Below are 19,978 nucleotides of genomic sequence, written 5' to 3' on the forward strand. Positions count from 1 at the left end.
CTAACCGTTTATAGGGGTTTCATGCAGATGCCGCCAGCCGATGCCGGCAGAAGACAGGCTGAATACCACGGTTGAACGCCGCTGGGTAGGTGCTGAACCCGGCAGCGACTGGATTTCCCGGTAACTCACCACGGCACCGTCGGTCCATTCGCTGATCAGCGTCATCTCGTCAATGGCGATCTTCAGCCCTGGCTTTGCCGCCTGGCTGGCGCGGAAAAACTGGCTCAGTTTTGGGTGATCCAGCACCGCGCCGCTCAGGCCGATCATCGAGAACGCCGCCGGGAAGCGAGCCAGTAACGCCCCGACGTCGCCGCTGCCTTCACTCAGCCAGCTTTCAATGGCGACATGTGCGTCCAGCACTTCGGTAAACCAGGTATTCATGACGTTTTCTCACTGTTAACGGGATATTTTTGCTGCTGGCGGGCAAACCAGTCAGCCGGAACATGATGCGGTGCCTGCGTCAGCTGCTCAATGCCCTGTTCGATGATGATCGACGCCTGCTTCCACAGGTCGGCATTGCCGTCGGTCAGCAGCGCAATCTGTACGCGCTTTTCGACCAGATAGACGCGGGCAAAATGTGGATCGAAATGGATTATCGAGCGGGTGTTATCAATAATATCCGCCAGCTTGATGGTCTGCGCATCGGCAGAGGCTTTGGCGGTGTGGCGAAAGTGGGCGACTTTGCGCGCGGCGCGGTTTTTGGCTTCCGCCGGATGGCAGTCGGTCAGCATTTCGACCAGCTCCGCCACATCCGGGCCGAAGAAGTTGCTGATGTCATTTAAGGTGGAGGGCGTGTCCTCAACCGTGTCGTGCAGCCAGGCGGCAGCCAGCATCACTTCGTTGTCGGTCACGCTTCTGACCAGTTCGACCACGGCCGCCGGATGAACGATATAGGGTTCATCGGTGTATTTGCGGCGCTGGCCCGCTTCCGCGTGGGCTTTGGTGGCATATCGCCGTGCCTGTTCTTCCAGTGAGTCCATCCGCTTTCCCCCATAGATAGAAAATTAGCTTGCAAATATATCGTGCACTATTTATATTTTTGGTCATGACGAAAGATAAAGATGACAAAAAAGCCAAAGACTCGCCACTGTTGCTTGATCAACAGCTGTGCTTTGCGCTTTATTCCGCCAATCTGGCGCTGCACAAGCTTTACCGGCAGCTGCTGACCCAGCTCGATGTCACCTATCCGCAATATCTGGTGATGCTGGTGCTGTGGGAGAAGGATGACGTCACCGTCTCTGAGATTGGCGAGCGTCTTTTTCTTGATTCCGCGACCTTAACGCCGCTGCTGAAACGACTGGAAGCCGCCGGACTGCTTAATCGCCAGCGTTCACGCAAAGATGAGCGCCAGGTGGTGGTGACCTTAACGGAGCAGGGCGCTGAATTACGCCGTAAGGCCGAGAATATCCCGGAGTCGGTGTTCTGCGCCACGGCCTGTGACGGCGATATGCTGACCTCGCTGAAAACCGGACTGGAAACGCTGCGCGACAACCTTAACGGGTAAGCGCGGATGCACTAAAATCAGTATCGATTCTTTTTGTTATATAAATCGCGCGCGATTTAATCGCGCATAAAAACACTCAACAGGAGTTTCACCATGTCTATCGAAAAAGTTGTTTATACCGCAAAAGCTAAAGCCACCGGTGGCCGTGACGGCCGTGCGACCTCTTCCGACGGCGTGCTGGACGTTAAGCTGGGCGTGCCGAAAGAAATGGGCGGCGCAGGCGGCGAAGCGACTAACCCGGAGCAGCTGTTTGCTGCCGGTTACTCTGCATGCTTCCTCGGTGCGATGAAATTTGTGGCCGGTCGCGACAAAATCGCTATCCCGAAAGACGCCTTTATTGAAGGCGAAGTGGGCATCGGCGCGATCCCGACCGGTTTCGGTATCGAAGCCAAGCTGAATATTCACCTGGAAGGCATGGACGAAGCGGAAGCCAAAAAACTGGTCGATGCTGCACACATCGTGTGCCCGTACTCCAATGCAACCCGTGGCAACATCGATGTGACCCTGAATATCATCAACTAATTTGATGGTAAAAACGCCCCCGGCCCGCTCTGTGGTCGGGGATGCGCGCCCCGTAACGTTTTAAAATACAAAAAAACCGCAATCTTTCTGGTAGTTTCCTGTTCTCCGCTTACGCTTACTTAGCACCCTAACGAGTCGACACACAGCATCCTTCTCAGGAGAGACACATGATCAAGTCCCGTATTGCAGCCCTGCTGCTCGGCACGCTGCTGGTCAGCGGCACCTCTTTCGCTGCAGATACCACCATCAAACCTACCCGCGGAACGATCGATTCGGTCAGTGATTCGGCGGTTCAGATCACTACCCGTCAGGGCGATAAGCTGGATGTAAAAATCACCGACCAGACCAAGGTCAACAGCGTGAGCAAAGCCAAAATGAGCGATATCAAACCGGACAGCTTTATCGGCACCGCCGCGGTTCCGATGGCCAATGGCGAGCTGAAAGCGCTGGAAGTACACGTGTTTGCACCGAGCCTGCGTGGCAGCGGTGAAGGTTTCAACCCGTTTGAATCGCCGGACGGCAAAATCAACACCATGACCAACGGCACCGTCGGCAAGCTGGTTAACAGCAACGGCCGCACCCTGACGGTCAAAGTGCATGACATGGAAAAAACCGTGATCGTGCCTGACGACGTGCCGGTGGTATTGATTGAGCCGGGCAACAAGAGCCTGCTGAAAGCCGGAACCAAAGTGGTGCTGTTCGGCATGAAAGATGCGCAGGGCAACATCGTGGCACGCGGCATTTCTGCCGGTAAAGACGGCCTGACGCCGCCAATGTAACCCGGAGAAACCATGCCGGCTTCTGCAAAAAAACGGGTCCATCCGTGGCCCGTCCGCCTGTGTCACTGGCTGAACGTGCTGGTGATGGTTGGCATGGTGATGAGCGGCTGGGGCATTTATAACGCCTCGCCGCTGTTTTCGTTTACCTTCCCGCAATTCCTCACCCTCGGCGGCTGGCTGGGCGGCAATATCGCCTGGCATCTGGCCGTGATGTGGCTGCTGTTCGTCAACGCGGCGATTTACGTGCTGTGGGGACTGTTCAGCGGGCATTTTCGTCGTCGCTTCTTCCCCTTTACGCCCGCGTCGGTGCTGCGTGATATCGGCCAGGCGCTGCGCTTTAAATTGCCGCACCAGCAGGGCCGCTATAATGCGGTGCAAAAGCTGCTGTATGTGGGCGTGCTGATGTTGGGTGCGCTGCTGGTGCTGTCCGGGCTTTCCATCTGGAAACCGGTGCAGTTCAGTCAGCTGGTCGCCCTGTTCGGTGGCTTTGATATTGCCCGCTACGTCCATTTTTTTGCCATGAGCGGCGTGATGCTGTTTGTGGTGGTGCATGTGGTGATGGTGTTGCTGGTGCCAAAAACGCTACCGGCGATGATCACCGGTGGCCGCAGGGAGACACCCGCCGATGAGTGACAAACCCAAAATTATCCTCGAGCCGGATCAGCGCAAACAGCTGGTGAATCTGCAGCGTCGCCTGATCCTGCGATCCGGCCTGACGCTGGGCGCGGTGTCGATGCTCACCGGTTGCAACCTGCAGGACGGCGATCAGGTGGATAAAGCGCTGTGGGCGATGTCGCGCTGGAACGATCGGGTGCAGGCCTGGCTGTTCAGCGGCGATAAGCTGGCGCAGACCTACAGTGAAGCGCAGATTACCCGGCCATTCCGCTTCAACGCGTTTTACCCTGAGTACAACGTGCCGGATATTGATATCAGCGACTACCGGCTGGAAGTGTCCGGCAAGGTGGAGAAAAAAGCGCCCTGGACGCTGGATCAGCTAAAGCAGCTGCCGCAGAATGCGCAGATCACCCGGCTGATCTGTATTGAAGGCTGGAGCGCCATCGGCCAGTGGAGCGGCGTGCCGCTGAAAACCTTCTTACAGCATGTGGGGGCCGATCTGACCGCCAAATACGTCGGCTTTAAGTGTGACGATCGCTACTACTCCAGCCTGGATATGCCCACCGCGCTGCATCCGCAAACCATCCTCGCGTTAGATTTTGACAAAAAGCCGCTGCCGCCGGATTTCGGTTATCCGCTGCGTCTGCGCGCGCCGACCAAGCTCGGATTTAAGAATGCCAAGCATATTGGGGCTATTTTTGTCACCAATGAGAATCCCGGAGGGTATTGGGAGGATCAAGGATACAACTGGTTCAGCGGGATCTGAGCATCCCCGTCGTCCTTGACGCTGTGGCGGCGTTAGCTGCAAGAAGCCACCCGAATCACTTACTTATGTAAGCTCATCGGGATGACTTCTTTTGCTGCCTTGTCACAGCGCCAATGACTTGGGTCTGGACTGTGGGAGCCGTCGTCCTTGACGCCGTGGCGGCGTTAGCTGCAAGAAGCCACCCGAATCACTTACTTATGTAAGCTCATCGGGATGACTTCTTTTGCTGCCTTGTCACAGCGCCAATGACTTGGGTCCGGACTGTGGGAGCCGTCGTCCTTGACGCCGTGGCGGCGTTAGCTGCAAGAAGCCACCCGAATCACTTACTTATGTAAGCTCATCGGGATGACTTCTTTTGCTGCCTTGCCACAGCGCCAATGACTTGGGTCTGGACTGTGAGACCTTGCAGCGTTAGCGCAACGTTAATTAATCCCATTTGAGCTTTTTCTGAACGATTTTTGGGAAAACGGGCGCGTATTGTGGTTAACTACGCGGCTTGTGCGGAGGGGCTCCTTCGCTCTGACGTTCCTGGGTGACGATTTTACCTGGGGATAATCGACCTGCTTTCCGAACTCTGGCGTAACGGTACGGTCTGATTAGCGTTTAAGATCCGTTTTAGTTACACCGGGAAATAGGTTGAATGAATTTTATTAAAACTCTTACACAGCAGAAGCTCTCGCTGATGCTGGCATTTTACATCGGTATCTTTTTGAATATACCGGTGTTTTACCGTCGTTTTGATCCCTTTCTGGCCCAATTCAATGCCATGCAGTGGTTTTCTGCTGCGGTGGAAGTGGTGGCAATCGTCCTGCTGACCTTCTTCCTGATGCGTCTGCTGTCGCTCGGCGGCAAGGTGTTCTGGCGCATTACCGCCACCGCGCTGGTGCTGATTTCGGTTGCCGCCAGCTACTATATGAGCTTCTTTAACGTCGTTATTGGCTACGGCATTGTGGCCTCGGTAATGACCACCGATACCGACCTGTCGAAAGAGGTGATTGGCTACCACTTCGTCCTGTGGATGGTGTCAGTCAGCATCGTGCCGTTAGTGCTGATCTGGTGCAACGCGCTGCGCCTGACCCTGCTTGAGCAGCTGAAAACCCCAGGGCACCGCATTAAACCGCTGCTGATCCTGCTGCTGGCCGTCGCGCTGGTCTGGTTGCCGATCCGCTTCCTCGATAAGCAGCAGAACATCAACGAAAAGCTGACCAACGTCGATCTGCCAAGCTATGGCGGCGTGGTGGCGCACTCCTATCTGCCGTCGAACTGGCTTTCGGCGCTGGGGCTGTTTGCCTATACCAGCTACGACGAGAAGATGGACAGTAAGGACCTGCTGGATCCGGCGAAGAAGTTTACCTACACCGCGCCAGCCGGGCTGGACGACACCTATGTGGTGTTTGTCATCGGTGAAACCACCCGCTGGGACCATATGGGCATCCTCGGCTATAACCGCGATACCACGCCAAAACTGTCGAAAGAGAAGAACCTGGTGGCGTTCCGTGGCGAGTCCTGCGATACCGCCACCAAGCTGTCGCTGCGCTGTATGTTTGTGCGTGAGGGCGGAACCGATGAAGGTCCGGCCCGCACCCTGAAAGAGCAAAATGTCTTCTCGGTACTGAAAGAACTGGGCTTCAGCTCGGAGCTGTTCGCCATGCAGAGCGAAGTGTGGTTCTACAACAACACCAACGCCGATAACTTCGCCTTCCGCGAGCAGATTGGATCGGAGAAAGAGAATCAGGGCAAATCGGTTGACGATATGCTGCTGGTGCCGGAGCTGAAAAAGTCGCTGGATCGCCATCCTGACGGCAAACATCTGGTGGTGCTGCATACCAAAGGCTCGCACTACCTCTATTCCCAGCGCTATCCGCGTGAGTTCGCCCGCTATCAGCCTGAATGCATGGGCGTCGACGACACCTGCAGCAAGGCGATGCTAATCAATGCCTTTGATAACTCGGTGCTGTACACCGATACGGTGCTCGACAGCGTGTTCGACCAGCTGCGTGATAAGAAAGCCATCGTCTTCTATGCGGCGGACCACGGCGAATCGATCAGCGAGAATATGCACCTGCACGGCACGCCGCGTCATATGGCGCCGCCGGAGCAGTTCCGCGTGCCGATGATTGTCTGGGCATCCGATAAGTATCTGGCCGACCCAAACAACCAGAGCGCCTTTGAACGGCTGAAAGCCCAGCAGCGCGTTGGCAAAACCCATCGCCACGTTGAGCTGTTTGATACCCTGCTCGGTTGCCTGGGCTACACTTCGCCAGACGGCGGCATTAATCAGAAAAACAACTGGTGTGCCGATCCGAAACAGGTCCCGGCGACGGCAGACAATAAAGCCTGATCGGCTGCAAAACCCCTGCAAATAGCCCGGATCGTTCCGGGCTTTTTTATGCCTGAAATTCCCCACCGCAAAACCGCAGCATAAAATCCTGTTGGCGAAAAATGACTGTTACAAAAATTTGTCCATTTTTAATGGAAAAAAAGTCGCTGAAAGCCTTCTGCCGTCAGGCTTCATCCACTTATTTCGCGCCGCGTTTCGCTTATGACCGATCCCGGGTTGTTGCTGATTTCTTATGCGTCAGTTGCAGCATATTTAGCTGGCTAAGTTGATATAAGCAAAGCGTATCGTTCATAAATAACCCAGTTAGCCGACTAAATTAATCGTTTTTTTTTAGAGCAAATTGCCATGATTAAAGTTGTGGGCATTATCTTTGTGTGGTGAAAAGGACTGCAATCAATCGTTTCCTCTGAAAAACACCGCAATTGGTTTTTTTTATGTTTGCTTGCTGTTTCTCACACTCTGTGTAAATACCTGACAGTTGTATTGACGTTCCTTGCAACTGTTGACAAATTGATGCCTCAGCGAGACAGGATGCGGATTAGTCTGATGGTTTCTCCCCTGACCAATCCTTTCCTTCTCCAGCGCCGCAAGGCAACGCAAAGACCGCACTAAAAAAATACAGGGTCTTGCGCACGTGCACACAACACCACATCACAATTGGAGCAGAAGCATGCGTATTTCTAAAACAGGGATGCTGAAGGTAGGTCTGAGCCTGATTGCTCTCACCGTTGCCGCTGGCGTCCAGGCTAAAACCCTTGTTTATTGTTCAGAAGGGTCGCCTGAAGGCTTTAACCCACAGCTGTTCACGTCTGGCACCACCTACGATGCCAGCTCAGTCCCGATGTACAACCGTCTGGTTGAATTCAAAATCGGCACCACTGAAATCCAGCCGGGCCTGGCAGAGAAGTGGGAAGTGAGCGAAGACGGTAAAACCTACACCTTCCACCTGCGTAAGGGTGTGAAGTGGCAGACCACCAAAGACTTCAAGCCAACCCGCGATTTCAACGCCGATGACGTGGTGTTCTCCTTCGAGCGTCAGCTCGACAAGAACAATAAGTATCATGGCGTCTCTGGCGGCAGCTACGAATACTTCGAAGGCATGGACATGCCGAAGCTGATCAGCAAAATCGAGAAAGTGGACGACAATACCGTGCGCTTCGTGCTGACCCGTCCTGAGTCTCCGTTCCTGGCTGACCTCGGCATGGACTTCGCCTCCGTGCTGTCGGCTGAATACGCTGACAACATGCTGAAAGCCGGCACCCCGGAAAAAATCGACCTGAATCCGGTCGGTACCGGTCCGTTCCAGCTGGTGCAGTACCAGAAAGACTCCCGCATCCTGTACAAGGCTTTTGACCAGTACTGGGGCACCAAGCCAAAAATCGACCGTCTGGTGTTCTCCATCACTCCGGATGCGTCCGTGCGTTACGCCAAGCTGCAGAAAGGCGAATGCCAGGTGATGCCGTACCCGAACCCGGCTGACATCGCCCGCATGAAGGAAGATAAAAATATCAACCTGATGCAGATGCCAGGCCTGAACGTCGGTTACCTGTCGTTCAACACCGAGAAAAAACCGCTGGATAACCTGAAAGTGCGCCAGGCGCTGATCACGGCCGTTAACAAGCAGGCGATCATCGACGCGGTCTATCAGGGTGCTGGCCAGGCGGCCAAGAATCTGATCCCACCAACCATGTGGGGCTACAACGACGCGGTCAAGGATTACACCTACGACCCGGCGAAAGCGAAAGAGCTGCTGAAAGAAGCGGGCATGCCAGACGGTTTCTCCATCGACCTGTGGGCGATGCCGGTTCAGCGTCCGTACAACCCGAACGCACGTCGTATGGCTGAAATGATCCAGTCCGACTGGGCGAAAATTGGCGTGAAAGCCAAGATCGTCACCTACGAGTGGGGCGAGTACCTGAAGCGTGCTAAAGCCGGTGAACACCAGACCGTGATGATGGGCTGGACCGGTGATAATGGGGATCCGGACAACTTCTTCGCCACCCTGTTCAGCTGTGCAGCGGCAAAAGACGGTTCCAACTACTCTCGCTGGTGTTACAAGCCGTTTGAAGACCAGATCCAGCCAGCCCGTGCTGAGCCCGATCACAACAAACGTATTGAATACTACAAACAGGCTCAGGTTGTGATGCACGACCAGGCGCCTGCGCTGATTATCGCGCACTCTACGGTGTACGAGCCGGTGAGCAAGAAGGTGACCGGCTACGTGGTTGACCCATTGGGTAAACATCACTTCGAGAACGTGGATATTCAGGAATAAGAAACCTGATGCGCGGTTGAATAACTGCGTTGCGCGGTGCTCGCCACCTTCGCCTGGCATCCAGCCATGTTGAGGGCGGTGGGCACCGCGCGCCTTGTTCTTCAATCTGCTCCCGACGATGTTAACCATCTGAAGTCATCATTAATTGAATTCATTCAATCAATGCCAGGTACGGCGCCCTGAAAAGCGTCGCGGCGGAGAATCTCCGCGGCAAGATGTGAGCAAATATAATCTCTCGGGCTACGAGCCTGCGGGAACCAAAAGAGAATCCGGAATATGCTGCAGTTCATACTCCGACGTTTGGGACTTGTCATCCCGACGTTTATTGGTATCACCCTGTTAACCTTCGCGTTTGTCCATATGATCCCGGGCGATCCGGTGCTGATTATGGCCGGCGAACGCGGAATGTCTCCTGAACGTCACGCGCAGCTTCTGGCCCAGATGGGTCTGGATAAGCCGCTGTGGCAACAATATGTCTCCTACGTCTATGGCGTGCTCCATGGCGATTTAGGCATTTCACTGAAAAGCCGCATCCCGGTCTGGCAGGAATTCGTTCCGCGCTTTAAAGCGACGCTGGAACTGGGCATCTGCGCGATGATTTTTGCCGTGGCTGTCGGCATCCCTGCCGGGGTACTGGCTGCGGTTAAACGCGGTTCCATCTTTGATCATACCGTGGTCGGCATCTCGCTGACCGGTTACTCCATGCCGATTTTCTGGTGGGGAATGATGATGATCATGCTGGTGTCGGTGCACTGGAATCTGACCCCGGTGGCGGGGCGAATAGGCGATACGGTGTTCCTCGACGACAGTCAGCCGCTGACCGGCTTTATGCTGATTGATACCCTGATCTGGGGCGAACCGGGCGACTTCAAAGACGCCGTGATGCATATGATCCTGCCGGCCATCGTGCTGGGGACCATTCCGCTGGCGGTGATCGTCCGTATGACGCGTTCGGCGATGCTGGAAGTGTTAGGTGAAGACTACATCCGTACCGCGCGCGCCAAAGGGCTGACGCGGATGCGGGTGATTGTGGTCCATGCGCTGCGCAATGCGATGCTGCCGGTGGTGACCGTGATCGGGTTACAGGTGGGCACGCTGCTGGCGGGCGCCATCCTGACCGAAACCATCTTCTCCTGGCCGGGTCTGGGCCGCTGGCTGATCGATGCGCTTCAGCGTCGTGACTATCCGGTGGTGCAGGGCGGCGTGCTGATGGTGGCCATCCTGATTATCGCGGTCAACCTGCTGGTTGATGTGCTCTATGGCGTGGTTAACCCGCGCATTCGCCACAAGAAATAAGGGGACGAGGATATGTCTGCACTCGATCCAGGCAGCGTGAGCGCTGCCCCAAAGCCCATGACCCCGTTACAGGAGTTCTGGCACTATTTTAAGCGTAACAAAGGCGCGGTGATCGGGCTGGTCTACGTGGTTCTGATGTTCCTGATTGCGATCTTTGCCAACGTGCTGGCGCCGCATGCGCCGTCTGATCAGTTCCGCGATGCGTTACTGCATCCGCCGGCCTGGCAGGAGGGTGGCAGCTGGAAGTTTATTCTCGGTACCGATGACGTGGGTCGCGATGTGCTGTCCCGTCTGATGTACGGTGCCCGCCTGTCGCTGCTGGTCGGCTGTCTGGTGGTGGTGCTGTCGCTGATCCTCGGCGTGATTTTCGGCCTGATCGCCGGTTACGTCGGCGGCGTGACCGACAACGTGATTATGCGTCTGGTCGATATCATGCTGGCGCTGCCAAGCCTGCTGCTGGCGTTGGTGCTGGTGGCAATCTTCGGGCCGTCGATTGTCAATGCCTCCATCGCGCTGACCTTCGTGGCCCTGCCGCACTATATCCGTCTGACCCGTGCCGCGGTGCTGGTGGAAGTGAACCGCGATTACGTCACCGCTTCCAACGTGGCCGGCGCCGGCCCGATCCGCCAGATGTTTATCAACATTTTACCAAACTGCCTGGCACCGCTGATCGTGCAGGCGTCTCTGGGCTTCTCCAACGCGATCCTTGATATGGCCGCGCTGGGCTTCCTGGGTATGGGTGCGCAGCCACCAACACCGGAGTGGGGCACCATGCTCTCCGACGTGTTGCAGTATGCGCAAAGTGCCTGGTGGGTGGTCACCTTCCCTGGTGTCGCGATCCTGCTGACCGTACTGGCATTTAACCTGATGGGCGACGGATTGCGTGACGCCCTCGACCCGAAACTCAAGCAGTAGAGGCACCCGATGGCACTATTCACTGTAGACAAACTGTCGGTGCATTTCGGCGACGAGAAGGCACCGTTTAAAGCGGTCGACCGCATCAGCTATCAGGTCGAGCAGGGCCAGGTAGTCGGCATCGTTGGCGAATCCGGCTCCGGTAAATCCGTCAGCTCGCTGGCGATCATGGGGCTGATCGATTATCCCGGCAAAGTGATGGCGGAAAAGCTGGAGTTTAACCAGCGCGACCTGAAACGCATCTCCGAGAAAGAGCGCCGCCAGCTGGTGGGCTCCGAAGTGGCGATGATTTTCCAGGACCCAATGACCAGCCTGAACCCGTGTTACACCGTGGGCTTCCAGATTATGGAAGCGATCAAGGTGCATCAGGGCGGCAACAAGAAAACCCGTCGCCAGCGCGCGATTGACCTGCTGAACCAGGTCGGCATCCCCGATCCGGCGTCGCGTCTGGATGTCTATCCGCACCAGCTTTCCGGCGGGATGAGCCAGCGCGTGATGATTGCGATGGCCATCGCCTGTCGGCCAAAACTGCTGATTGCCGATGAGCCCACCACCGCACTGGATGTGACCATTCAGGCGCAGATCATCGAGCTGCTGCTTGAGCTGCAACAGCAGGAGAACATGGCGCTGATCCTGATCACTCACGATCTGGCGCTGGTAGCCGAAGCCGCGCACCACATCATCGTGATGTATGCCGGGCAGGTGGTGGAAACCGGGAAGGCGGTGGATATCTTCAAATCGCCACGCCATCCGTACACTCAGGCGCTGCTGCGTGCGCTGCCTGAATTTGCCGCTGATAAGGCGCGTCTGGCATCACTGCCGGGCGTGGTGCCGGGCAAATATGACCGTCCGCAGGGCTGTCTGCTGAACCCGCGTTGCCCGTATGCCAACGACCGCTGCCGGGTTGAAGAACCTGAATTACGTGATATTCCGGGGCGTCAGTCCAAATGTCATTACCCTCTGGATGATGCCGGGAGACCAACTTATGAAGCCTGAACATAACTCTGCGCTGCTGATGCAGGCGATCGATCTGAAAAAGCATTACCCGGTGAAGAAAGGGCTGTTTGGTCAGGAGCGTCTGGTGAAGGCGCTGGACGGCGTCTCCTTTAATCTGGAGCGCGGCAAAACGCTGGCGGTAGTAGGCGAGTCAGGCTGTGGAAAATCCACGCTGGGCCGTTTACTGACCATGATTGAAACGCCGACCGAAGGTCAGCTGTTCTATCAGGGACAGGATTTGCTGAAGCACGATCCGGCGGCCCAGAAGCTGCGCCGCCAGAAAATTCAGATCGTCTTCCAGAACCCGTACGGCTCGCTGAACCCGCGTAAAAAGGTCAGCCAGATCCTTGAAGAGCCGCTGCTGATTAACACCAGCCTGAGCAAAGCCGATCGCCGCGAGAAAACCCTGGCGATGATGGCCAAGGTCGGCCTGAAAACCGAGCATTACGATCGCTATCCGCATATGTTCTCCGGCGGTCAGCGTCAGCGTATTGCCATCGCCCGTGGCCTGATGCTGGATCCGGACGTGCTGATTGCCGATGAACCGGTGTCGGCGCTGGACGTGTCGGTGCGCGCGCAGGTGCTAAACCTGATGATGGATCTGCAACAGGAGCTGGGGCTGTCATACGTGTTTATTTCCCACGACCTGTCTGTGGTGGAGCATATCGCGGATGAAGTGATGGTGATGTATCTGGGACGCTGCGTGGAGCGGGGCAGTAAAGAAGCAATTTTTGCAAACCCGCGCCATCCGTACACCCAGGCGCTGCTGTCTGCCACGCCACGTCTGAACCCGGACGAGCGCCGCGAACGTATCAAGCTGACCGGCGAGCTGCCAAGCCCGCTCAATCCGCCACCGGGCTGCGCGTTTAACGCCCGTTGCCACCGTCGTTTTGGTCCCTGCACCCAGCTGCAACCGCAGCTCAAGCAGTATGGCGACCAGCAGATTGCCTGCTTCGCCGTCGATCAGGATGAAGGTCAGCCGGTTGGTAACTGAGGTCCGGCCATAAGCGAGAAGGGCGAATAATCGATTCGCCCTTTTTTATCTGTGCGTAGCTGACGAATTTATAAAAGAAATAAGGCGTGAGTGGCGCGTGCTCAGGCGATTGCGCTTAGGACCAATGGTCAGTTCAAAAGGGTGGGAAGAACAGGGCCACCGGATAAAGTAGGGGGGCAGGGGTAGCTAAAGGTGACTTATGTCAAATTTTACCGTTTGCCAGCATAAACTTTGATAACTTCCCTTAACGTATTGCTAAACCTGGCCAGGTTGGCTATTTCCTCTTATCATTCATTGTCTTTTAATCGTCATTCTTTTTAATTAACCTGACGAAATTATTTAATTAAGGCAAATAATAACAAAGTTGATTGATAGCCCGTGCAATCATTTATTTTATTTATCCTGAAGAGTTAATTAATCATTCTTCTGCACCATTACTGGCGGTAAGAATAACCTGATGCCAATAAACATTGTATGGTATATTGCCGCAAAATCCCCCCACTCTCCGCGATCATTCCCATGAAAAGCTATGATGACCTGCAGCGTTTTAAAGAAAAAACGCAAACAAACCATATCGAATTCAAGGACATGTCTGAACAGACGAAGAATTCAGACGGTGCCAATTGGGCGATCATCAAACAGTTAATGAATGATGGCGCAGAGTCGGCTTTAGGCAACGGTCAGCGTATCGATGTGCCTGCACCGCAACCGATTGCAGAAGACAGCCTGGATGCCCTGTTGGGACAAGCCGCGCAGCCAGTGCAGCCGCCTGTTCAGAAGCCAAAACCACAGCATCAGCCGCCTACAAACGCGCCGTCGCACAGCGTGGCGCCGCTTGTGGCGAAACCGGCGGCAGCGCAGATTGGTGGCTCCTTGCTGGACAGCATTTCCGCGTCGCTGAAGCCTGCGCCGGTGGCGGAACCTGCACCTACGCCTCAGGCCGTGAACCCGTTTAATGAGTCGCAAAACCCGCTGGCGTCGGCACAGCCGGCCTTTGCCGCCCCAGTCGCCGCACCAGCTGCTCAGCCAGCGCCGGCCGCGTCACCGTTGATGGCATCTTTGTCCTCGCTGCCCACCGCCGCGCCCGCGCAGACTGCCCCGGTGCAACCAGCCGCCGATCTGCCGCGCTTTAAGCAGCTGTTTAGCACCGCGCCGGAGCCGTCAGTGACCTCTTTATCGAAAGATACTTTGCTGCAACCTCTGCTGGAGAGAATTGCCTCATGCCGTTAGTTTGTGTTTGTTCTCCCAAAGGGGGCGTGGGTAAAACCACGCTGGCGGCCAACCTGGCCTATTCCCTCGCCCGTGGCGGCAGCAAAGTGCTGGCCATCGACTTTGATGTGCAGAACGCCCTGCGTCTGCATTTTGGCGTGCCGTTGTCCGATGGTCGCGGTTACGTGGCGAAATCGTCCGAATCGCCCGACTGGAGCCAGTCTATTTTAACCACCGGCGGCAACATCTTCGTGATGCCATATGGTGACGTGACTGAAGAGCAGCGTGTTGAATTTGAAGATAATTTATCCCGCGATCCGAACTTCCTCGCCCGTGGTTTACATACCGTTCTCAACTACCCAGGTCTGGTGATTGTCGCTGATTTTCCGCCAGGACCGGGTCCAGCCCTAAAGGCAATGACCGATCTTGCCGATTTACACCTTGTGGTGATGCTGGCGGATACCGCCTCGCTGTCACTGCTGCCGCACATCGAAAACGAAAAAATGATTGGCGGTGCGCTGAACCAACGTTCAGGACACTTCTTTGTGCTGAACCAGAGTGACAGCCGCCGCAACATCAGTCGTGACGTAACGGCCTTTATGCAACAGCGACTGGGCGACCGGTTGCTGGGTGTGGTGAATCGCGATGAGAGCGTGGCGGAAGCCAATGCCTCGCAGCAGTCCATCTTTGATTTCAGCCCTGTTTCGGCGGCGGCCTTTGATATTGAGATCGTCAGCAAGCGTATTACTGCCCTGCTGAATATCAAGGTTGGCGACGGTGAAATGCAGGCGCCGCTGAGATCGCGTTAATCGACGGCGGAGCCGTCGGGTATGGATGCCTGAAACACCGCAGTGCGCCCGCGCTGCGGTAAAAAATAATAGTCTCGTTTTCAGGATGACTTATGAAAAAAGTCCTGTACTACCTGTTGCTGCTGGTATTATTCCCGCTGGCCGCAGTGATTGTGATCACCCCAATGGATAGCCAGAAACAGTATATTTTTGGCCTGATTTCCATTGCGATTCTTTTTGTTATGGGCTTCAGTAAAAGCCGCAAAATCTCCATGGTAATGGTGTTCCTGTCGGCATTAATGTCGACGCGCTATATTTACTGGCGTGCGACGGAAACCCTGTCATTCAATTCCGAAGTGGAAGCGATCTTAGGCATCGGCTTATTTATTGCCGAAGTGTATGTCTGGCTGATCCTGATCCTCGGCTACCTGCAAACATCATGGCCGCTTAAGAGAACCATCGAGCCGATGCCGGAAGACGTCAACTTATGGCCGACCGTCGACATCTACGTGCCGAGCTATAACGAAAGCCTTGATGTGGTGCGCGACACCGTACTCGCCGCCCAGTGCATCGACTATCCACGCGACAAAATCAAAATCTACCTGCTGGATGACGGCAAGCGTAGCGAATTTGCGGTGTTTGCCGCCGATGCCGGCGTGGGCTACATCACTCGTGACGATAACCGCCATGCCAAAGCCGGTAACCTGAACCACGCGATGCGCATTACCAAAGGCGAGCTGATTACCGTCTTTGACTGCGACCACGTTGCGACCCGCGCCTTCCTGCAGGCCACCGTGGCACCCTTCCTGAAAGACCCGAAACTGGCCCTGTTACAGACGCCGCACTACTTCTATTCGCCGGACCCATTTGAGCGCAACCTGAAAGCCGCGCGCGATATCCCGAACGAAGGCGCGCTGTTCTATGGCCCGGTACAGCAGGGTAACGACAACTGGAACGCCACCTTCTTCTGCGGCTCCTGTGCGGTGATCCGCCGTTCTGCGCTGGAAGAGATCGGCGGCTTTGCCACCGAAACCGTGACCGAAGATGCGCACACCGCACTGAAAATGCAGCGTCTGGGCTGGAAGTCCGCCTTCCTGGCACTGCCGCTGGCGGCGGGCCTGGCCACCGAGCGTCTGGGTCTGCACATCATTCAGCGTACCCGCTGGGCACGTGGCATGACGCAGATTTTCCGCGTGGATAACCCGCTGCTGGGCCGTGGCCTGAAGTGGCAGCAACGCCTGTGCTACCTGAACGCCATGCTGCACTTCCAGTTTGGTTTGCCGCGCGTGATCTTCCTGACCGCCCCGCTGGCGTATCTGCTGTTCAACCTGAACATCATTCACTCATCTGCCAGCCTGATTTTCGCCTACGTATTGCCGCATCTGGTGATGTCGCTGTACGTCAACTCCCGCATGAACGGCCGCTTCCGCGCCACCTTCTGGGGAGAAATCTACGAAACGGTGATGGCCTTCCACCTGGTTATTCCGACCCTCCTGACGATGATTTCGCCAAAGCACGGCAAGTTCAACGTAACGGATAAGGGCGGCCTGCTGGATGTGGGTTTCTTCGACTTCAACATCGTGCGTCCACACGTAATCTGTGCGGCGCTGCTGACGATTGGCGTGGTGAGCGGCATTATCCGTGCCGTGGCGCATGACTACTTCGGCGTCGACCCTTACGTCATCGCCCTTAACGTCGGCTGGGCGCTGTTCAGCCTGATCATCCTGATGGCGGCGATCGCCGTGGCGCGTGAAACCAAGCAGACGCGTAAAACCATCCGTATCGAGGTGAATATTCCGGTGGTGCTGCACTACGCCAGCGGCATCTCTTCACGCACCACCACGGTGGATCTGTCGATGGGTGGCGCACAGGTTAACGCGCCGGATGACCGTCATGAAAACGATGAAATTGAAGCCATCGACCTGATGTTGCAGTCCGGCACTATCTCGATTCCGGTGAGCATTATGGGCTCGGACAACGGCGTGATCCGCCTGATGTTTGATGAGATCCCGTTATCACGCCGCCGCGAACTGGTGCGCGTGGTGCTCTCCCGCGCGGACGCCTGGATCAAGCCAGAAGGCGAGAAGGACAAACCGTTCCGCTCGCTGATTACCATTATCCGTACCGTATTTGAATTGTTCTGGCTGACCTGGAAAGATCGTCGTGCGAAGCGTCATCGTCAGGCCGTGAAGGAAGAGGATGGCGTGGCATGAAGCGACTGATATTACCTGCGCTCTGTTTTACCGGGGTTCTGACCCTGAGCAGCGTCTGGGCCGCGCCGGAAAGCGTGACCCAGGACAGCAATGCGTTGTCCCAGATCCCACCGCCGGCCGATGTGGGCCAGCAGACCAGCAGCACTCCGGGCTATGCGGCACAGATGAACCAGGCAACCGGTACGGTTTCTCAAATGAGCCAGCCTGCCGCCGATCCGGCCGCGCAGCCCGATGCTGCCCAGCCGCAGGACGCGCAAACGTCGACTGACGTTCCCCAGCCTGCACCGGGCACGGCGGACAGCGCAGCGACCAGCCAGCCGGCCACGGCGGACAGCGCAGCGACCAGCCAGCCGGCCGCGACGGACAGCACGGCAACCAGCCAGCCGGCCACGGCGGACAGCGCAGCGACCAGCCAGCCGGCCACGGCGGACAGCGCAGCGACCAGCCAACCGGCCACGACGGACAGCACGGCAACCAGCCAACCGGCCACGACGGACAGCACGGCAACCAGCCAGCCGGATCCGGCCACCGGTCTGCCGGCGGGCCTGCCACCACTGCCGGCGCCGGTGGTTTCCGCCCCGGCGCAGCCCGTGTTGCTGAATCAGCCGCTGACCAGCACCGTGTCGGTCGGCCAGATGGGCCAGACTAACGGCATTCTGTTGACCGGCGGTCAGCTGCAGTCCGGTATCGTCTTCACGTTGCCAACGGATGAAGTGATCACTAACGCCCGCCTGAACCTGTCACTGAAGGTCTCTCAGGCGCTGGCGGCCCGTAACACCTCACTGCAGCTGATGCTCAACGGTCAGCCGCTGGGCACCCTGCCGTTAAGCGCCTCAGACAGCGCCAGCGAAGATTATCAGCTGGATATTCCCGCCGCGATGGTGGTCTCCAGCAACAACCTGAGCTTCAAGATTAACGATGCCGATCAGCTGCTGTGCGAGCGCGACAGCGCCAGCCAGTATCAGGTCACCATCCTGCCGAAAACCACCCTGTCGCTGGAAGGCCAGCAGCTCAATATCGGTAACACGCTGCGCAACTTCCCGCGTCCGTTTATCGATCCGCTGCGCATGACCCCATCGGTGGTACCGATGGTGTTTGGCGATTCGGTGTCGCCGGGTGAAGTCAGCGCGGCGGCAATTGTCTCCTCGTGGATGGGTATCCAGACCGATTACCGGGGCATCAGCTTCCCGGTGCTGCGTAACGAGCTGCCAGAGAAAAACGGCATCCTGTTTGCTCATCCGGGCGAAATGGTGGCGGGCGTGGCGATCCCACGCGTGACCGGCCCGAGCCTGCAGGTGATCGATAACCCGGTCAATCCGGTTTACAAGCTGATGCTGGTGATCGGTAAAGACGATGACGCGCTGCGTCAGGCGGCCTGGCGTCTGACGCAGCCGCTGAGCGTCGACGTGCCGTCGCTGGCGGTGGCTGCGCAGAATATCCCGGTCAGCAAGCCGTACGACGCGCCGCGCTGGATCAACACCGATCGTCCGGTTCGCCTCAGCGATCTGCTGCGTAAAGATCAAAGCATGACCACCACCGGGATCTGGCATGACGCGCTGCGGGTGAACTTCCGCGCCGCGCCGGACCTGTTCCTGTGGGATGGCGACACCCTGCCGGTGAAGCTGAACTACCGTTTCCCGTCGGAAAGCTGGATTGATGAGGACAAATCGTTCTTAAACGTCGGGCTGAACGGCACCTTCCTGCGCAACCTGACCGTCAATAAGGTCGGCCTGCTGGAAAGCGTCTGGCACCGTCTGGGCGGCGATGCGCGTCAGGAAAACTACACCCTGAAGCTCGACCCGTACCTGATTTACGGTGACAACCAGCTGCAGCTGTACTTCAACATCAAGCCGAAGGCCGATGCGCCGTGCAGCGTGCTAAGCAACAACAATATCAAGAGCCGGATCGAAGACGACTCCTATATTGACCTGAGCCACACCCGTCACTTTACGCTGCTGCCGAACCTGTCGTATTTCGTCGGTGCGGCCTTCCCGTTCACCCGTTTTGCCGACTACTCGCAGACCGTGTTGATGCTGCCGTCCTCGCCAGGCAATGCTGAAATCAGCACCCTGCTGGATATGGCCGGACGCTCGGGCAATGCCACCGGCGTGGCGTTAAGCCACAACAGCGTGATGTTTGGTATTCCCGCGGGCGGAACCTCGCTGGGACGCCTGAAGAACAGCGATGTGCTGGCGGTTTCTACCCTGTCGCAGACGGCCTTCAATCAGTCGATGTTGCAGGGCACGCCCTACGATGTGAACGGCCACACCCTCGGTGTTAAAGAGCCGACGCTGCTGGATAACCTGCGCGGCTGGCTGACCGGTGACTGGTACCGTCAGGCGGTGGATGCGGATCGCTACTTCTCGTCGAACGAAGACTGGCGCGGCTTTATCAGCTACAGCTCGCCGTGGAACAGTTCACGGGTGGTGGTGATGACCGTCGCCACCGACGATGCCCAGCTTTCCCGCCTGCATCACGACCTGACGTCGCAACGTATTAACGCCGGCATCCGGGGCGATACGGCGATCATCACCGATGAGAACGGTATCCGCAGCTTCCGCGTCGGCGCGCAGTTCCCGAGCGGCCAGATGCCGTGGTACATGATGGTGATCTGGTATGCCAACCAGCATGCGGTGGTGTTAGCCCTGCTGGCGCTGTTGTTCTCTGTGCTGGTGGGCCTGAGCACCGTTGTGCTGCTGAAGCGCCACGCCTGGAAGCGACTGAACCCGCAACATGATTCCGATTCCTCTGGCGAGAAGAAGTAA

The 19,978-nt window shown here is 56.8% G+C and carries 17 protein-coding genes; 15 read left to right on the forward strand and 2 right to left on the reverse strand.

Annotated features, from left to right (window positions below; genetic code table 11):
• The gene (locus AC1UKS_RS00785; RefSeq protein WP_482435344.1) at positions 1–381 is read right to left on the reverse strand and encodes a DUF4440 domain-containing protein; all 381 of its coding nucleotides are present in this window, start codon (positions 379–381) and stop codon (positions 1–3) included.
• Positions 378–980, reverse strand: a complete 603-nt coding sequence (locus AC1UKS_RS00790) for an HD domain-containing protein (protein WP_482435345.1) — start codon at positions 978–980, stop codon at positions 378–380. The genes AC1UKS_RS00785 and AC1UKS_RS00790 overlap by 4 nt, the downstream gene beginning before the upstream one ends.
• 65 nt (positions 981–1,045) lie before the next feature.
• Here AC1UKS_RS00790 and AC1UKS_RS00795 point away from each other — a divergent pair, with 65 nt between their 5' ends.
• From AC1UKS_RS00795 to bcsB, 15 genes are all read left to right on the forward strand, one after another.
• A complete protein-coding gene (locus tag AC1UKS_RS00795; RefSeq protein WP_482435346.1) occupies positions 1,046–1,504 on the forward strand; it encodes a MarR family winged helix-turn-helix transcriptional regulator in 459 nt (152 codons plus the stop codon).
• 93 nt (positions 1,505–1,597) lie between these two features.
• Entirely contained in the window at positions 1,598–2,026 is a 429-nt protein-coding gene (locus AC1UKS_RS00800) for an organic hydroperoxide resistance protein (protein ID WP_013204417.1), read from the forward strand.
• Positions 2,027–2,193: 167 nt separating this feature from the next.
• Positions 2,194–2,805: a hypothetical protein gene (locus AC1UKS_RS00805; protein ID WP_053141274.1), complete on the forward strand. Its 612-nt coding sequence runs from the start codon at positions 2,194–2,196 to the stop codon at positions 2,803–2,805.
• A 12-nt stretch (positions 2,806–2,817) separates the two neighbouring features.
• On the forward strand, positions 2,818–3,438 hold the full coding sequence (locus AC1UKS_RS00810) for a cytochrome b/b6 domain-containing protein (protein ID WP_482435347.1): 621 nt from the start codon (positions 2,818–2,820) through the stop codon (positions 3,436–3,438).
• Positions 3,431–4,186 carry a molybdopterin-dependent oxidoreductase gene (locus tag AC1UKS_RS00815; RefSeq protein WP_105760459.1) on the forward strand — a complete coding sequence of 252 codons (756 nt, stop codon included), beginning with the start codon at positions 3,431–3,433 and terminating at the stop codon, positions 4,184–4,186. The genes AC1UKS_RS00810 and AC1UKS_RS00815 overlap by 8 nt, the downstream gene beginning before the upstream one ends.
• A 640-nt stretch (positions 4,187–4,826) precedes the next feature.
• Entirely contained in the window at positions 4,827–6,527 is a 1,701-nt protein-coding gene (gene eptB / locus AC1UKS_RS00820) for a kdo(2)-lipid A phosphoethanolamine 7''-transferase (protein ID WP_482435348.1), read from the forward strand.
• Positions 6,528–7,197: 670 nt separating this feature from the next.
• Positions 7,198–8,802 carry a dipeptide ABC transporter periplasmic-binding protein DppA gene (gene dppA, locus AC1UKS_RS00825; protein WP_482435349.1) on the forward strand — a complete coding sequence of 535 codons (1,605 nt, stop codon included), beginning with the start codon at positions 7,198–7,200 and terminating at the stop codon, positions 8,800–8,802.
• A gap of 276 nt (positions 8,803–9,078) precedes the next feature.
• Positions 9,079–10,098 (forward strand): dipeptide ABC transporter permease DppB, encoded by a 1,020-nt coding sequence (gene dppB / locus AC1UKS_RS00830; RefSeq protein ID WP_013204410.1) that lies wholly within the window; start codon positions 9,079–9,081, stop codon positions 10,096–10,098.
• Positions 10,099–10,110: 12 nt separating this feature from the next.
• Positions 10,111–11,013 (forward strand): dipeptide ABC transporter permease DppC, encoded by a 903-nt coding sequence (dppC, locus tag AC1UKS_RS00835; protein ID WP_482435351.1) that lies wholly within the window; start codon positions 10,111–10,113, stop codon positions 11,011–11,013.
• Positions 11,014–11,022: 9 nt separating this feature from the next.
• On the forward strand, positions 11,023–12,009 hold the full coding sequence (gene dppD, locus AC1UKS_RS00840; protein WP_482435353.1) for a dipeptide ABC transporter ATP-binding protein: 987 nt from the start codon (positions 11,023–11,025) through the stop codon (positions 12,007–12,009).
• Positions 11,999–13,003, forward strand: a complete 1,005-nt coding sequence (gene dppF, locus AC1UKS_RS00845) for a dipeptide ABC transporter ATP-binding subunit DppF (RefSeq protein WP_482435354.1) — start codon at positions 11,999–12,001, stop codon at positions 13,001–13,003. Before dppD ends, dppF begins: the two co-directional genes overlap by 11 nt.
• Positions 13,004–13,522: 519 nt before the next feature.
• Positions 13,523–14,233 (forward strand): cellulose biosynthesis protein BcsO, encoded by a 711-nt coding sequence (gene bcsO / locus AC1UKS_RS00850; RefSeq protein ID WP_482435355.1) that lies wholly within the window; start codon positions 13,523–13,525, stop codon positions 14,231–14,233.
• The gene (gene bcsQ / locus AC1UKS_RS00855) at positions 14,224–15,021 is read left to right on the forward strand and encodes a cellulose biosynthesis protein BcsQ (protein ID WP_265909172.1); all 798 of its coding nucleotides are present in this window, start codon (positions 14,224–14,226) and stop codon (positions 15,019–15,021) included. The genes bcsO and bcsQ overlap by 10 nt, the downstream gene beginning before the upstream one ends.
• 92 nt (positions 15,022–15,113) lie before the next feature.
• Positions 15,114–17,213, forward strand: coding sequence for a UDP-forming cellulose synthase catalytic subunit (gene bcsA, locus AC1UKS_RS00860; RefSeq protein WP_482435356.1), 2,100 nt, complete (start codon positions 15,114–15,116; stop codon positions 17,211–17,213).
• Positions 17,210–19,978, forward strand: coding sequence for a cellulose biosynthesis cyclic di-GMP-binding regulatory protein BcsB (bcsB, locus tag AC1UKS_RS00865; RefSeq protein ID WP_482435357.1), 2,769 nt, complete (start codon positions 17,210–17,212; stop codon positions 19,976–19,978). Before bcsA ends, bcsB begins: the two co-directional genes overlap by 4 nt.

The sequence above is a fragment of the Erwinia sp. AK-PDG3-5 genome (genome assembly GCF_056821705.1).